Source organism: Saccharopolyspora rectivirgula DSM 43747 (assembly GCF_000497205.1).
Classification (GTDB): Bacteria; Actinomycetota; Actinomycetes; order Mycobacteriales; family Pseudonocardiaceae; genus Saccharopolyspora; species Saccharopolyspora rectivirgula.
The window spans coordinates 1-15730 of sequence record NZ_AYJW01000036.1 but is presented as its reverse complement, the minus strand read 5'-3'; the positions used below and the strand labels follow the sequence as shown (position 1 = coordinate 15730).

At 70.1% G+C, this 15730-nt stretch carries 13 protein-coding genes and 1 pseudogene; 11 read left to right on the top strand and 3 right to left on the bottom strand.

Going from position 1 to position 15730, the window contains the following annotated elements; all coding sequences use genetic code 11:
• The first annotated feature begins 185 nt into the window (after positions 1–185).
• Positions 186–2030 (top strand): acyl-CoA dehydrogenase, encoded by a 1845-nt coding sequence (locus SREC43747_RS0111595; protein ID WP_029721407.1) that lies wholly within the window; start codon positions 186–188, stop codon positions 2028–2030.
• 72 nt (positions 2031–2102) lie between these two features.
• Here the strand turns inward: SREC43747_RS0111595 and SREC43747_RS0111590 are convergent, their stop codons facing one another.
• Positions 2103–3434: a glycosyltransferase 87 family protein gene (locus tag SREC43747_RS0111590; protein ID WP_236623148.1), complete on the bottom strand. Its 1332-nt coding sequence runs from the start codon at positions 3432–3434 to the stop codon at positions 2103–2105.
• A gap of 57 nt (positions 3435–3491) precedes the next feature.
• Positions 3492–4259: a deoxyribonuclease IV gene (locus SREC43747_RS0111585; RefSeq protein ID WP_029721405.1), complete on the bottom strand. Its 768-nt coding sequence runs from the start codon at positions 4257–4259 to the stop codon at positions 3492–3494.
• A gap of 151 nt (positions 4260–4410) precedes the next feature.
• Here SREC43747_RS0111585 and SREC43747_RS0111580 point away from each other — a divergent pair, with 151 nt between their 5' ends.
• The 6 genes from SREC43747_RS0111580 to dnaB all read left to right on the top strand — a co-directional run bounded on the left by SREC43747_RS0111580 (position 4411) and on the right by dnaB (position 8909).
• A complete protein-coding gene (locus tag SREC43747_RS0111580; protein WP_029721404.1) occupies positions 4411–5313 on the top strand; it encodes a hypothetical protein in 903 nt (300 codons plus the stop codon).
• Positions 5314–5457: 144 nt separating this feature from the next.
• On the top strand, positions 5458–5793 hold the full coding sequence (gene rpsF / locus SREC43747_RS0111575; protein ID WP_029721403.1) for a 30S ribosomal protein S6: 336 nt from the start codon (positions 5458–5460) through the stop codon (positions 5791–5793).
• A gap of 36 nt (positions 5794–5829) precedes the next feature.
• On the top strand, positions 5830–6300 hold the full coding sequence (locus SREC43747_RS0111570; protein WP_029721402.1) for a single-stranded DNA-binding protein: 471 nt from the start codon (positions 5830–5832) through the stop codon (positions 6298–6300).
• Positions 6301–6347: 47 nt separating this feature from the next.
• Complete coding sequence (gene rpsR / locus SREC43747_RS0111565) at positions 6348–6584, top strand: 30S ribosomal protein S18 (RefSeq protein ID WP_029721401.1); 237 nt, start codon at positions 6348–6350, stop codon at positions 6582–6584.
• 42 nt (positions 6585–6626) lie between these two features.
• Entirely contained in the window at positions 6627–7082 is a 456-nt protein-coding gene (rplI, locus tag SREC43747_RS0111560; RefSeq protein ID WP_029721400.1) for a 50S ribosomal protein L9, read from the top strand.
• Between the two features lie 441 nt (positions 7083–7523).
• Positions 7524–8909 (top strand): replicative DNA helicase, encoded by a 1386-nt coding sequence (dnaB, locus tag SREC43747_RS0111555; protein WP_029721399.1) that lies wholly within the window; start codon positions 7524–7526, stop codon positions 8907–8909.
• Here the strand turns inward: dnaB and SREC43747_RS22235 are convergent.
• Entirely contained in the window at positions 8876–9442 is a 567-nt protein-coding gene (locus SREC43747_RS22235) for a VOC family protein (RefSeq protein ID WP_306413785.1), read from the bottom strand. The genes dnaB and SREC43747_RS22235 overlap by 34 nt on opposite strands.
• A 389-nt stretch (positions 9443–9831) precedes the next feature.
• Here SREC43747_RS22235 and rox point away from each other — a divergent pair.
• The 4 genes and pseudogenes from rox to SREC43747_RS0111535 all read left to right on the top strand — a co-directional run.
• Positions 9832–11255, top strand: a pseudogene (rox, locus tag SREC43747_RS19800) (rifampin monooxygenase).
• A gap of 89 nt (positions 11256–11344) precedes the next feature.
• Positions 11345–13537: a LuxR C-terminal-related transcriptional regulator gene (locus SREC43747_RS0111545; RefSeq protein ID WP_029721398.1), complete on the top strand. Its 2193-nt coding sequence runs from the start codon at positions 11345–11347 to the stop codon at positions 13535–13537.
• Between the two features lie 453 nt (positions 13538–13990).
• Entirely contained in the window at positions 13991–15196 is a 1206-nt protein-coding gene (locus tag SREC43747_RS0111540; RefSeq protein ID WP_029721397.1) for an MFS transporter, read from the top strand.
• Positions 15197–15294: 98 nt separating this feature from the next.
• A partial coding sequence (locus SREC43747_RS0111535; RefSeq protein WP_029721396.1) for an alkaline phosphatase PhoX occupies positions 15295–15730 on the top strand: 436 nt, incomplete at its 3' end.

Genomic DNA, 15730 nt, shown 5'->3' with positions numbered 1-15730 from the left:
TGTCCGACCACCGCCGGCCGCCGGAAGCGGTGGGAAGCGCGTTGCGCAGCGGGTTCGCCGAGGTGGCGGCAACCCTCCTTGGCAGAAGTTACTGTCAAGTAATACCCTCTTGTTACCGACGAGTAAGGGCTTGGGCGTCCGGCGAGCTGGGCCCGCCCGCAGCAGCGCGCGAGAGGAAGCCTTCGATGGGCCACTACAAGAGCAACGTCCGCGACCTCGAGTTCAACCTCTTCGAGGTCTTCAAAGTTCAAGAGCAGCTGGGCAAAGGCGCTTTCGAGCAGACCGACGCCGACACCGTGCGCGGCGTGCTCCAGGAGCTGAACGAGCTCGCCACCGGGCCGCTGGCTGACTCTTTCGCCGAGGGCGACCGCAACCCGGCCAAGTTCGACCCCGAGACTCACTCGGTCACCCTGCCGGAGGGCTTCAAGAAGTCCTTCAAGCAGATCATGGACGGTGAGTGGTGGCGGCTGAGCCTGCCGGTCGAACTGGGCGGCTACGGCATCCCGTCCACCGTCGAGTGGGCGGCCGCCGAGCTGATCCTCGGTGCCAACCCGCCGATCTACATGTACATGGCGGGCCCGAACTTCGCGACGATCCTGTGGCGCAACGGCACCGAAGAGCAGCGCCGTTGGGCCGAGATCATGATCGAGCGCGGCTGGGGGGCCACCATGGTCCTCACCGAGCCCGACGCCGGTTCCGACGTCGGCGCCGGCCGCACCAAGGCCATCAAGCAGGAGGACGGCTCCTGGCACCTGGAAGGCGTCAAGCGGTTCATCACCTCCGCCGACCAGGACATGACCGAGAACATCATGCACCTGGTGCTGGCCCGCCCCGAGGGCCCGGGCATCGAGCCCAAGCCGGGCACCAAGGGCCTGAGCCTCTTCCTGGTGCCGAAGTACCACTTCGACAGCCAGACCGGTGAGCTCGGCGAGCGCAACGGCGTGTTCGTCACCAACGTCGAGCACAAGATGGGCCTGAACGTCTCGGCCACCTGCGAGCTCACCTTCGGCCAGCACGGCACCCCGGCCAAGGGCTGGCTGCTCGGCGAGGTGCACGACGGCATCCGGCAGATGTTCCAGGTCATCGAGTACGCCCGGATGATGGTCGGCACCAAGGCCATCGCCACGCTGTCCACCGGCTACCTGAACGCCCTGGAGTTCGCCAAGGAGCGCGTGCAGGGCGCCGACCTGACCCAGGCGGCGGACAAGACCGCCCCGCGCGTCACCATCACCCACCACCCGGACGTGCGCCGCATCCTGATGAAGCAGAAGGCGTACGCCGAGGGTCTGCGCGCGGTCTACCTCTACACCGCCACCTTCCAGGACCAGGTCAAGCAGGCCAAGGCCGCCGGCGAGGACCACACCCTGGCCGACCAGGTCAACGACCTGCTGCTGCCGATCGTCAAGGGCGTGGGCTCCGAGCGCGCCTACGAGATGCTGACCCTGTCGCTGCAGACCCTGGGCGGCTCCGGGTACCTGCAGGACTACCCGATCGAGCAGTACATCCGCGACGCCAAGATCGACAGCCTCTACGAGGGCACCACGGCGATCCAGGCGCAGGACTTCTTCTTCCGCAAGATCGTCAAGAACAACGGTGCTGCCCTCGGCTACCTGGCCGAGCAGATCCAGAAGACGCTCAAGGCGGAGAACGCCGACGAGCGGCTCAAGGAGGAGCGCGCCCTGCTGGCCGCGGCGCTCGACGACGCCCAGGGCATGGTCACCTCGATGCTGACCTACCTGACCTCCGCCCAGGAGGACATCAAGAACATCTACAAGGTGGGTGAGCACAGCGTCACCCTGCTGATGAGCATGGGCGACCTGCTGATCGGCTGGCTGCTGCTGCGGCAGGCCGAGGTCGCCCTGGCCGCCCTGGACGGCGACGCCTCCGAGAAGGACAAGCCGTTCTACCAGGGCAAGCTGGCGGCTGCCCGGTTCTTCGCCAAGAACGTGCTGCCGGAGCTGAAGTCCCGCCGCAAGATCATCGAGGCCGCGGACCTCTCCCTGATGGAGGTCGACGAGTCCGCCTTCTGACGGTCGAGCGAACACCGGACGACACCGTGGCGGCGTCCCCCAGGGGCGCCGCCACGGCGCTTTTCGGGGGCGCTACCGCCGGGACCGGTCCGCCGTCGCGGGTTCCGCGGCCAGGAAGGCGACGAACAACCCGATCAGCAGGGCCGCCCGACCCCACACCCCGATCATCAGCGCCTGGGACGTGAACCCGTCGTGGATCCCGTTGGGCACGCCCATCATGTTCAAGTAGAACCAGCGGAAGATGCTGATCCCCATCGCCACGTCCGCCACCAGGTAGGCGACGATCCACCCCCAGCGGATCCGCACCAGCACGAAGAACGGCAGCAGCCACAGCGCGTACTGCGGCGAGTGCACCTTGTGCAGCAGCAAGAACCCGCACAACATCGCCGCGGACACCTGGACCCACGGGTACGTCCCGGTGCGCTCGAACCGCCACCACCCCAGCGAGCACGCCACCGCGAACGACAGCAGCACCAAGGCCGGGGACACCACGCCCATCAGGGACTGGAACTCCTCGGTGCCGCTCCACTGCCGGAAACCCCAGTACCAGATGGAGTTCGTGCTCACGTCCACCTGCCGCCGGGACTGGAACTCGAAAGCCGCCAACCAGCCCTCGAACCCGGCCAGCGCGAACGGCAGGTTCACCAGCACCGCGGTCGCCGCCGCGGCCCCCACCACCCGGGCGGCCCCGCCCACGTCGAACCGGCGGCCATCGGGCAGCTCGGCCCGGTCGCGGCCCCCGGTGAGCACGTACAGCGCCAGCGGCAGCACGAAGATCCCCGGGTAGAGCTTCACCGCGAAACCGAGGCCCAGCAGCACCGCGGCCAGCACACCCCGCCGGCGCAACGGGGCCCGCCACCGGTGCACCGCGAAGACCGCCGCCACCGCGCAGGCCACCGCCGGCAGGTCCCAGTTGTGGAAGGCGTACAGCACCAGCGGCGGGCTCAGCGCCCACAGCGCCGCCCGCCACCCGCTCAACCGGCCCAGCCACCACGTCACCGCCAACCCGAACGGGGCCAGCAGCAGCGCCGAAGCGGCCAAGAACCCGGCGTCGGTCTCCACGAACATCGCCCCGAGCCACATCAGCAGCCCGGTGAGCACCGGGTACTCGACGACACCCCCGTAGAGCGAACCGTCGTCGAAGATCCCGCCGTGGACGTAGGGGAAGACGTGCCGGTCGATGCTCCGGCCGATCCACAGGTTCTGGATGTCGGAGTAGCACGCCAGCCCGAAGGCGCGCTCCTGGTACCCCGGTTGGGAGCGCCCCCACTCGTCGAAGTCCGGTCCGGTGCAGCGGGCCTTGTTGGCGTAGCCCAAGCCCAGCGTCAGCACGGTCAGCAGGCACAGGGCGACCACCCCGGACAGGGACAACCCGCGCGCCACCGGCTTGGGCAGCGTGTTCACTCGGATCTGGACCGCCTCCCCCGGAGCGAGCCGTTCCGCCAGCGGTTCAGCGGGCGGTCACGCCAGTCTGCTGCGCAGGAAATCGATGTCGGCGGCCTGGCCGTCGCCCGGGGTTTCCACCACGACCGGGGCGTCGGCGGTGGCGCAGACCGCCACCAGCAGCTCCGGATCGATGTGCCCGGCGCCGATGTTGGCGTGCCGGTCGCGGGAGGAGCCGAACTCGTCGCGGGAGTCGTTCAGGTGCACCAGGTCGATCCGGCCGGTGATCGCCTTGACCCGGTCGACGATGTCCAGCAGCTCCTCACCGGCCGCGTGCGCGTGGCAGGTGTCCAGGCAGAAACCGGCCCCGAACTCGCCGACCGCGTCCCACAGCCGGGCCAGGGCGTCGAACTTGCGGGCCATGGCGTTGGCCCCACCGGCGGTGTTCTCGATCAGGATCGGCACCTCGAAACCGCCCTGCTCGGCCTGCCGCTCGAACAGCTTCCGCCAGTTGGCCACGCCCTCCGCCGGGTCACCCCCCTTGGTCACGTGCCCGCCGTGCACCACCAGTCCGCGGGCGCCCACCTCGGCGGCCGCCTTCGCCTGCTGGGCGACCACCTTGCGGGACGGGATCCGGATCCGGTTGTTCTGCGAAGCCACGTTGACCACGTACGGGGCGTGGATGAACACCGCCAGGTCGCTGTTGCGCAGCTGCTCCGCCTGCGGGTGCGGGTTCGGGGCTTTCCAGCCCTGCGGGTCGGACAGGAAGAACTGGACGACTTCGGCGTTGCGCTCAGCAGCCGCCGCCAGCGGATCATCGTCGCGCACGTGGGCCCCGATCAGCATGTTCCGCAGTCTAAGCCGCGGCCCGGAGCGGGCTGAGCGCCCCGAGCGAGTGCACCAATTCGGTAACTGGCGTCACCAACCGGGGGGTTGTGGCGTTGACTGCTGTGCCAGGTTCACACCACCCACGACTCTCCCCTGAGCGGAGGCACGCATGCGAACGCCACCGAATCCACTCGTCCGGTCGACCGCGCGACGGACGCTGGCGGCCGGGCTGGTGAGCGCGGCCATCGCCGCGGGCTCGCTGCTCTCGGCCGGCACCGCGGCGGCGGACCCCCTGGTCGTGGACAACGCGCTGGCGATCGAAACCGCCCAGGCGGGCCAGGAGATCGCCATCGCGCCGAGCACCGTGGACTTCAAGGTGCGCCAGGCCGTGCTGCTGGCGATGCCGCTGGCCTTCGACGAAGCCGATCGAGCGGTGGAGCGGTTCCTCGCCCTCGGTCCCATTCCGCTGGGCACCGCCGAACCCGGGAAGACCTTCTACTCCGGTCGGGAGATCGCCGAAGCCGTCCAACCCGCGCTGTCCCGGATCGGCCTGCCCGAGGACAAGGTCGACAGCGTGGCCCGGCACTTCAAGAACTTGGTCAGCCTCGGCAACGCGCTCACCCTCCGGATCAGCGAACCGGAGGAGGAAGGACCCGCGGAGCCGGCTCCCCCGGAGCAGCCGCCCCCGGCCCGGGAAACGCAGGAGCGCACCCAAGAGCCGGCGCCGCCGCCCGCCCCGGCGGAACCGGCGGACCCGAGCACCGCGACTCCTCCGCCGGGCCAGCCGGGCACCACCCCCGCGGTGAGCGTGCTCCCGCCGACCCACGGGTCCTTGCCGGGCTGGTTGCAGAGCCGTCCCGGGCAGGCCCCCACCTACCAGCCGGACACCGGGGAACTGGCCGAGAAGGCGCGGGAGCGCGAGCTGGCCGCCCAGCAGCAGGCGGCCGGGCGGGCCGAGGCGCTGCCCGCCCAGCACAGCGACCGGGTCGCCCTTCCGGTGCTGATCGCGGCCGTGTCGCTGGCGGTGGTCACCGCCGGACTGGTGCGCAGCTGGGTGCTCCGCCGGCAATAGCCCCTCGGCGCGGGACCGTTGGGCGACCGCCCCTCGGTACGGGACTGCCGGGCGGCTTGCTAGCCTGGAGCAGTTCGTCCGACGCGACGACCTCCTGCCGCGGAAAGTCCGTGGCCGTGAGCCCACAGGAGGTGAGTGGTCCCAATGCGTCAGTACGAGCTCATGGTCATCCTCGACCCGAGCATGGATGAGCGCCAGGTGGCTCCGTCGATGGAGAAGTTCCTCGACGTCATCCGCAACGACGGCGGCAACGTCGAGAAGGTTGACGTCTGGGGACGTCGGCGGCTCGCCTACGAGATCGGCAAGCACTCCGAGGGCATCTACGTGGTGCTCGAGGTCAACGCCGAGCCGGCGGCCGTCAAGGAGCTCGAGCGCCAGCTGGGTCTCAGCGAATCCGTGATCCGGACCAAACTGCTGCGCAAGGTCGAGCCGCGGAAGACCGCCCGTTCAGGCCAAGGCCCGGGCGACCGCCTGACCTGATCCGGCACACATCCGAGCAGACTGGAGCCCCAGGTCATGGCTGGTGAAACAGTAATCACGGTGGTCGGCAACCTCACCGCCGACCCGGAACTGAGGTTCACCCCGTCCGGTGCGGCGGTTGCGAACTTCACGGTCGCATCCACGCCCCGGTTCTTCGACCGCTCCACCGGAGAGTGGAAAGACGGCGAGGCTCTGTTCCTCCGCTGCAACATCTGGCGGCAGGCCGCGGAGAACGTGGCGGAAACCCTGACCCGTGGCATGCGGGTGATCGTGCAGGGTCGGTTGCGCCAGCGCTCCTTCGAGACGAAGGAAGGCGAGAAGCGCACCGTCATCGAGCTGGAGGTCGACGAGATCGGCCCGTCCCTGCGCTACGCCACGGCGAAGGTGAACAAGGTCAGCCGAGGCGGCAGCGGATTCGGTGGCCAGCCCACGGGCATGGCCGATGATCCCTGGGGCTCCGCACCGCCGGCCGGTTCCGGCGGGTTCAGCGACGAGCCGCCGTTCTGAGCGGCGCATCCAGGCAGCTCCAAGTATTTTGCTCAGGAGGAAGACCGATGGCCAAGGCGCCCGTGCGCAAGCCGAAGAAGAAGGTCTGCGTGTTCTGCAAGGAGAAGACCACGCAGATCGATTACAAGGACACGACGCTGCTGCGGAAGTTCATCTCCGACCGCGGCAAGATCCGGGCCCGCCGGGTCACCGGCAACTGCAGCCAGCACCAGCGTGACGTCGCCACCGCGGTGAAGAACGCCCGTGAGATGGCTCTGTTGCCGTACACCTCGACCGCCCGCTGATCGCACTGCCGCTCGGAAGAGACTTCTACAAGGAGACACGTCGTGAAGATCATCCTCACTGCTGACGTGGCCGGTCTCGGCGACTCGGGCGACATCGTCGAGGTCAAGGACGGCTACGCCCGCAACTACCTGCTGCCGCGCAACCTGGCCATCGTCGCCACCAAGGGCGCGCAGAAGCAGATCGAGACCATCCGTCGCGTCCAGGAAGCCCGTCGGGTTCGCGGTCTGGAGCACGCTCACGAGCTGAAGCAGCAGCTGCAGGACCTGAGCCCGATCCAGCTGACCGCCAAGGTCTCGTCGCAGGGCAAGCTGTTCGGTTCGGTGACCACCAGCGACATCGTCGCCGCGGTCCGCAAGGCTGGCGGCCCGAACCTGGACAAGCGCTCCATCTCGCTGCGCGAGCACATCAAGTCCCTGGGCAAGCACACCGTTGACATCAACCTGCACCCCGAGGTGAAGGCGACGGTCAACGTCCAGGTCAAGGCCGAGGAGCAGTAAGCACCCATCGCCTCGTAGCACCGTCCGTGTCACCGGTCGAGTGACAACGGACGGTGCTGCAGGTAGCTCCCTGCATCCGCAGAATTCTTCTCTTCTCCGCGTGTCGCTCCCGCACCATCGCTTCGTCTTGTGGTAGGGGACACGCTGTGGAGGGATCTTCGCGGATTTTTTCCACGGATTTTATCCACAGCCGCCGCATGGTCTTTGACCTGCGGTTTTGTGTGGATCTGTGGTTGTTGTCCCCAAGTTATCCCCAACTGCGGGACAACGTACCCCAAGATATCCACAGTTAATCCACAAGTTATCCACAGGCTCTCCACCGATCTGTGTATGGCCGGAGTTGCCTGCTCCGGGCAGGTGATCTAGCTTCGCCGCGCGGGGCGTCTTGCCAACCGCGCGTGAGCACTTGTCGCGATGCCCCCTAGGAGGTGACGGGTTCCGGTGGCGTTGCCCGACGAAGTCAGCGACGAGTACCTGGCTGCGGAACCTGGCAGTCCGAACTCGTTCGAACGACAGCCGCCACAGGACCTGGCAGCTGAGCAGTCCGTGCTCGGCGGCATGATGCTGAGCAAGGACGCCATCGCCGACGTGGTCGAAGTGCTGCGGCCCAACGACTTCTACCGACCTGCTCACCAAGTCATCTACGACTGCATCCTCGACCTGTACGGGCGGGGCGAGCCGGCGGACGCGATCACCGTCTCCGCCGAGCTGGAGCGGCGCCAGCAGTTGATGAAGGTCGGCGGTGCCCCCTACCTGCACACGTTGATCGCCACCGTGCCCACTGCGGCGAACGCCGGCTACTACGCGGAGATCGTCTCGGAGAAGGCGTTGCTGCGGCGGCTGGTGGAAGCCGGGACCCGGATCGTGCAGCTCGGCTACAGCGGCGGTGAGGGCGCGGAGATCGACGAGGTGGTCGACCGGGCGCAGGCCGCGATCTACGACGTCACCGAGCGCAGCACCAGCGAGGACTACGCGTCCCTGGAAGAGCTGCTGCAGCCGACGATGGACGAGATCGACGCCATCGCGTCCCGCGGCGGCGAGTCCCAGGGCGTGCCCACCGGGTTCACCGACCTGGACGAGCTCACCAACGGTCTGCACCCCGGGCAGATGATCATCGTCGCCGCTCGGCCGGGTGTCGGCAAGTCGACCCTCGGCCTGGACTTCGCCCGGTCCGCGGCGATCAAGCACGGTCTCGGCGCGGTCATCTTCTCGCTGGAGATGGGGCGCACCGAGATCGTGATGCGGATGCTCTCCGCGGAGGCGAAGATCCGGCTCAGCGACATGCGCGGCGGCCGGATGAGCGACGAGGACTGGACCCGCCTGGCCCGCCGGATGAGCGAGATCAGCGAGGCGCCGCTGTTCATCGACGACTCGCCCAACCTGACGATGATGGAGATCCGGGCGAAGGCCCGGCGGTTGAAGCAGCGCCACGACATCCAGCTGATCGTCGTGGACTACATGCAGCTGATGACCTCGGGCAAGCGGGTGGAGTCCCGGCAGCAGGAAGTCGCCGAGTTCTCCCGGAACTTGAAGCTGCTGGCCAAGGAGCTGGAAGTGCCGGTGGTGGCGATCTCCCAGCTCAACCGCGGGCCGGAGCAGCGCACCGACAAGAAGCCCCAGTTGGCGGACCTGCGCGAGTCCGGTTCGCTGGAGCAGGACGCGGACCTGGTGATCCTGATCCACCGGCCGGACGCGTTCGAGCGGGACGACCCGCGGATGGGCGAGGCCGACCTGATCCTGGCCAAGCACCGCGCCGGCCCCACCGGCACGGTCACGGTGGCGCACCAGCTGCACTACAGCCGGTTCGTCGACATGGCCCGGGAGTGAGGCGGCGGGCCACCTCGCCCAGCCGCGAACTCCGCTGACCGGCCGATCAGTCCTTCCCGGACTCCCCGCGTCAGGCCGGGGCGGTTCGGGGCTTCGAGCAGGCAGAACTCGTTGTCCTCGGGACCGGCCAGCACGTGCCGCGAACCCCGAGCGGTTTGGCCGACGTCGGCCGGGTGCGCCCCGAGCGCGAGCAGGCGCCGCAGCCCCTCGTCCTGCGAGCGGCCGGTGGGGCCGAGGTCGGTGTGCAGCCGGTTCTTCTCCCGCTTCGGGTCGTCCGCGGGGCTGGGGACGCGTCGGCTGCGGTCCGCCGAACCCCTCGCGCGGCCCGATCTCCACCGCGCCGTCCGCTGCGCGGTCGAGCACCGGTTCGCCGGTGCGGCACGCCACGGCCGAACCCCTCGGTCCGGGAACCGCGGCGAATTTCGCGGTTCCCAGCGGTGGGACGGTTCCGCAACCGCACTGGACGCGCGGGCGGGCGAGGCTGTTTTTCGGCGACCGGGCGGTTTTGCCCGCCGGGATGAACGTCGCGGCACGTCCGATCGTGCTGCGCTGCTGGAACGGGACGCGGCTCGACCGGGGATTTCCCGCGGTGGAGGGGGAATCGCGACCGGGGAGTTGTCGACCGCCGGTGTGGGGAACGGCCGTTTCCCGCGGGGTTTGCGGTGATCGGCGTGGTTTCGAGCGAAATTCGCTGTTCCGCGAAGAAATTCGTCCACAGCGGACGTAGGGGGTTCGTCCCCTCCCGTTCTCAAGGTACCGCCTGCACCGGGGCTTGCGGCAAGACCCCCGGGGTGCCGCAGAATTGCCGCTCCAGAGCCAGCACCTGGGAAAACGAGGACGCGTGCTGGCTGCGCTGAACCGGGGTGCGGGCCGGAGCGCGCGGCGCGGCTGGCCGGGGCACCACTTCTCGAACGGGGTCTTCATGTACGACGTGATCATCGCCGGCGGCGGTCCGACCGGCTTGGTGCTGGCCGCTGAACTGCGGTTGCACGGGGTTCGGGTGCTCGTGCTGGAGAAGGAGGCGGAGCCGACCGAGCAGGTCCGGGCGCTCGGCCTGCACGTGCGCAGCATCGAGGTGCTGGACCAGCGGGGCTTGCTGGAGCGGTTCCTGGCGCACGGGCAGCGGCACCCGCTCGGCGGTTTCTTCGCCGGCATCGCCAAGCCGGAGCCCACCGGGCTGGACACGGCGCACCCCTACGTGCTCGGCATTCCGCAGCCCGTCACCGATCGCTTGCTGGCCGAGCGCGCTGTCGAGGTCGGTGCCGAGCTCCGGCGCGGTTGCGCGCTGGTCGGGTTCCGGCAGGACGAGCACGGGGTGGCCGTCGAGCTCTCCGACGGTGGACGGCTGCGGGCCCGCTACCTCGTCGGGTGCGACGGCGGGCGCAGCACGGTGCGCAAGCTGCTCGGCGTCGACTTCCCCGGGGAACCGGCCCGGAACGAGTGGTTGCTGGGCGAGATGGAGGCGGCCGAGGAGCCGGAGACGATCGCCCGCGTGGTGGCCGAAGTGCGCCAGGTCCACAAGCGGTTCGGGGTCGGGCCGTCCGGGAACGGGCTGTACCGCGTCGTGGTGCCCGCGGCGGGGGTGAGCGCCGACCGCTCGGTGCCGCCGGAGCTGGCGGAGGTCAAGCAGCAGCTGCGGGCGTACGCGGGCACGGATTTCGGCGTGCACTCCCCGCGCTGGTTGTCCCGGTTCGGGGACGCCATCCGGCTCGCCGAGCGCTACCGGGTCGGCCGGGTGCTGCTGGCCGGCGACGCGGCGCACGTGCACCCGCCGCTGGGCGGGCAGGGCCTCAACCTCGGTGTCCAGGACGCGTTCAACCTCGGTTGGAAACTGGCCGCGGAGGTGCGCGGCTGGGCGCCCGCGGGGTTGTTGGACAGCTACCAGGACGAGCGGCGCCCGGTGGCCGCGGAGGTGCTGGACGACATCCGCGCGCAGGGCGAGCTGATGTCCGCTGGACCGGGTGCCCGGGCGGTGCGCCGGTTGCTGTCGGAGTTGATGGACTTCGACGTGGTGAACCGGTACTTGGTCGAGAAGATCGCCGGGCTCGGGATCCGCTACGACTTCGGTTCGGGGCACGAGCTGCTCGGCCGGCGGATGCGGGACGTGCGGTTGCGGCGGGGGCGCCTGTACGAGCGGATGCGCAGCGGTCGCGGCTTGCTGCTCGACCGGACCGGGCGGCTTTCGGTCGCGGGGTGGGAGGACCGGGTCGACCACGTCGTCGACGGCGGGGCGGAGCTGGAGGTGCCCGCCGTGCTGCTGCGGCCGGACGGCCACGTGGCGTGGGGGGGGAGGAGCAGCAGGAGCTGCTCGCCCCGCTGGGCCGGTGGTTCGGTGCCGCCAACTGACCAGGTGGTGGCGCCGTCGGTTGCCGGGCGTTCCGCCGGGGCGGGAATACACTGGGCTTTCCACCGGAAGCGGAACGCGGGTGGTCGCGATGACAACCCGACCGGCAGGTGAGCTGCCCGCGGAGTTGACCAGTTTCGTCGGTCGTCGGGCGGCGTTGGCGGAAGTGAAGCGGCTGCTGTCGAGGTCCCGGTTGGTGACCCTGACCGGGGTCGCGGGGGTGGGCAAGTCGCGGTTGGCCGTTCGGGTGGCCCGTGATGTGCGGCGGTCCTTCCCGGACGGGGTCCGGTTGGTGGACCTGTCCGCGGTGGAGGTTCCGGAGCGGGTCGGCCCGCTGGTGCGCGCGCGGTTGGGCGTGTCCGGGGAAGAACCGCTGGCCGAGCGGTTGGCGGGCGAGCGGCTGCTGCTGGTGCTGGACGGTTGCGAGTTCCTGGTGCAGGCGTGCGGTCCGCTGGTGGCGGAGCTGCTGGCGGCCGCGCCGCAGGTGCGGGTGCTGGTGACCAGTCAGCGGCCGTTGGGGATCGCCGGTGAGCAGGTGTGGCCGGTGCCGCCGATGCGGGTCGCGCGGGAGTGGTCGGGCCGGGACAGCCGGGAAGCGCTGGAGCTGTTCGCGGAGCGGGCGGCAGCGGTGCTGCCGGGTTTCGCGCTGGACGAGTCGAACGAGGGCGCGGTCGCCCGGTTGTGCCAGGAGTTGGACGGGCTTCCGCTGGCGATCGAGTTGGCGGCGCTGTGGACGCGGACGCTGTCGGTGCCCGAGATCCTGGACCGGCTGGGGGACCGCTTCGGGTTGTTGACCGGGGGCAATCCCGGCGGGGAGCCCGGGCGGTCGGTGCTGCGTTCGGCGGTGGAGCGCAGCTATCGCCTGTGCTCGCCGGCCGAGCAGTTGCTGTGGGCCAGGGCGTCGGTGTTCGACGGCGGTTTCGAGTTGCGCGCGGCCGAGTCGGTGTGCGTCGGGGACGGGTTGGACGAGGCCGACGTGTTGCCCGCGGTCGCGGGTTTGGTGGACAAGTCGGTGCTGGTCCGGGAGCGGTTCCCGCGGGACCGGGCCCGCTACCGGTTGCTGCGCACGATGCGGGAGTTCGGTCGGCGGAAGCTCGCCGCGGGGGAGTTGTTCGAGCTGCGCCGCCGGCATCGGGACCACTGCTCGGCGCTGGTGCAGCAGTTCTCCCGGGACTGGTTCGGCGAGCACCAGCGGGACTGGGTGGAGCGGATCCGGTCGGAGTTGCCGAACCTGCGTGCCGCGCTGGACTTCTGCCTGGCCGATCCGGCGGAGCACCCGCGGGCGCTTCGGCTGGTCGCCGAGTTGCAGTACTTCTGGTTGGCGGCGGGCGAGCTGGTGCGGGGCCGGCGTTGGCTGCAGGAGTGCTTGGACAACACCGCGCCGGGGTGCGCCGGTCGTGGTCGGGCGCTGCAGGTGGCGGCCCTGGTGCGCGGGCTGCAGGGGGATGCGACCGGTTCGCGGGCCTGCTGGGAGCAGGCGGAGCAGGCCGGCGCGGAGGCCGGTGCGCGGTGGCCGGTGGGGTTGCTGGAGTTGCTGCTGCACGACTACGACCGCGCGGAGGCCGCGTTGGGGGCGGAGCCGAGGTCGGAGCCGGCTGCGGCGCTGCTGGCCCTGTTGCGGGGGGAGGTCGCGGCTGCTGAGCGGCTGGCCGAGCGGGCCCAGGCGTGGTGTTCCCGGCGCCGGGAGCTGTGGTTGTGGTCGTGGGTGCAGCTGGTGCGCGGGCTGGTGGCCTGGCAGCGGGGGGAGGCCGCGGTGGGGTTGGCGCTGCTGCGGGAGGGGCTGCGGGTGAAGCGGCAGTTGTCCGACGCGGTGGGGGTCGCCGCGGCGCTGGAGCTGGTGGCCGTGGTGGAGGCGGATCGCGGGGATGCCGCGTTCGCCGCGCCGCTGCTGTTCTCCGCTGGCCAGTGGTGGGAGCCGGTCGGGGGCGACCTGCTGTTCGGGTTCGAGCCGTTGGTGCGCTGGCACGCGCAGGCCGAGGCGGGGGTCCGGGAGGTGCTGTCCGGGGCGGAGTTGCACGCCGCCCAGCAGTTGGCCAGGCGGTTCGCGCTGGCCGACGCGGTGCGGTACGCGTTGCGGGAGCCCGCGCAGGACGGTTGGCAGCAGCTCACGCCGCGGGAGTGCGAGGTGGCGAGGCTGGTGGCGCAGGGGTTGTCGAATCGGCAGATCGCCGAGCAGCTGGTGATCTCCAAGCGCACCTCGGACAGCCACGTCGAGCACATCCTGGCCAAGCTCGGGTTCTCCTCGCGGGCGCAGATCGCGGTGTGGGTGGCCGAGCAGGTGTAGCCGCCGAGCAGCGAGGCGATTGCGCGTCTTCGCTGCTAGCTGGCGCACTCGCCTCGCTGCGGAGAGGAGGGTCGGACAGTGTTAGCTGGATTGGTGGCTGTCCGGCCGATGTGTCGACCACTCCCTTCATCTGCGGCCGCCCGGGTGTGGGTGGCTGCCCCTCGTGCCGGCGGGCAGCGGTTGTGGCCACGGCATCCGGGCGGCGGGTTTCCTGCCGGTTGTCCGGTGTGACCCCGGACACTTCCCAGTGTGGACCAAAGGCCCTGGTGCTCGCAGCCGTAGAAGTACCGATGTGGATACCGATGGGGGTGCGGGTGTCCGGGTGCGTCGTGCGGCGTTGAGCGCATTCCGCCGGATCGGCGCGGTGTCCTTGCTCATTCGGGTGGGGCGTTCAAGGGGACTAAAAGTTAGCATGGCGAACGAAACAGTCGCGGTACCAGAAAGTTGAACAACATGACCGGAGCCGAGCACCCGAGGTTGCTTGACACCTTCAAGAACCAGCCGAAGGCGGTGTGGATCACCGCCTTCGCCTCCGTCATCGCCTTCATGGGCATCGGGCTGGTCGACCCGATCTTGTTGTCGATCGCCGAGAGCCTTGACGCCGGCCCCGAACAGGTGACCCTGCTGTTCTCCTCCTACCTGGGAGTGCAGGTGCTGGCCATGTTGGTCACCGGCGCCTTCAGCGCCCGCTTCGGCCCCAAGCGCACCGTCGTCACCGGGCTCGCACTGATCGTGGTGGCCACCCTGCTGTGCGCGCTGGCCGCCAGCATCGGACAACTCATCGCGCTGCGCGCCCTGTGGGGCCTGGGCAACGCCTTCTTCATCGCGACCGCGCTGTCGGTGATCGTCGGCGCGGCCACCGGCGGCCAGCAGGCCGCGATCGTGCTCTACGAAGCAGCGCTCGGCGTCGGGCTGTCCACCGGACCGCTGCTGGGGGCGCTGCTCGGCAACATCTCCTGGCGCGGGCCGTTCGCCGGCACCGCCGTGCTGATGGCGATCGGGCTGATCTTCAGCGTGGCGTTCCTGCCCGCCGACAGCGATCGGCAGCAGCGGCCGGCGGTCCGCCTGCTCGACCCGCTGCGGGCGCTGGGCAACGGTGGTCTGCTGCGCGCTTCGCTCGGCTCGGCGTGCTACACCGCGGCGTTCTTCACCGTGCTGGCCTGGGCGCCGTTCGTGCTCGAGTACGGCGCCATCGCGGTCGGCCTGGTGTTCTTCGGCTGGGGGCTGTGCCTGGCGCTGGCCGGGGTCTTCCTCGCGCCCAAGCTGGCCGCCCGGCTCGGGGAAGTGCAGACCACGATCCTGTCCGTGGTCTGCTACGCGGTCCTGCTGGTGGTGATGGCGGTGGGCTCCAAGCCGCTCATCGTCATCGCGGTCGTGCTGAGCGGGTTCTGCTCCGGCGTGCTCAACGCGCTGTTCACCGGGATCGCCATGAGCGTCAGCAACGCGCCCCGCTCGGTGGCCAGCGCGGGCTACAACTTCTGCCGCTGGCTGGGCGGTGCACTGGCGGCCACCCTGGTCGGTCACGTCGCCGACCTGCTGGGCGCCCAGTCGCCGTTCGCGGTGGGGGCCGCGTTGTGCGTGATCGCCGCGGTCCTGCTGTCGCTGCAGCGGCGGAGCGCTGCCACCGCCCCGGAGAAGGCCACCGCGAAGGCCTCCTGATTGCGAGAACACGACGAATCGCGGTTTTCGCGTTTCGGCCCCGGTGGACCAGTTCTAGGCTGCGAGTCGATTCGGACCGAGCAGCTTGGAGGTTCGCGGTGTCAATCCAACCGGGCCGACGGCGGCTGCTGCCGCTGCTGACCGCTGGCAGGGCGCGGGTCACCTGCCGCTACCGCTGCGGGGACCAGTGCTCGCACACCCCGCCGAACAAGTCGGAGAACCCGTACTTCCACGACGTGCTGCAGGCCGTGCTGGACCGGCGCGGCCTGCTGCGCGCGGGAGCGGTGGTGGCCGGTTCCGCAGCCGTGCTGCCGGCGTTGACCACCGGGGAGGCCTCCGCGGCACCCCCCGCCCCGCCCAACCCGCCGGGGCTGGACTTCACCCCGGTGCAGCCCAACAGCGCGGACGCGGTGGTGGTGCCCGAGGGCTACCAGCACGAAGTGGTGATCCGGTGGGGTGACCCGGTGCTGCCGGGCGCGCCGGAGTTCGACTTCGACGACCAGACGCCGGAGGCGCAGGAGAAGCAGTTCGGCT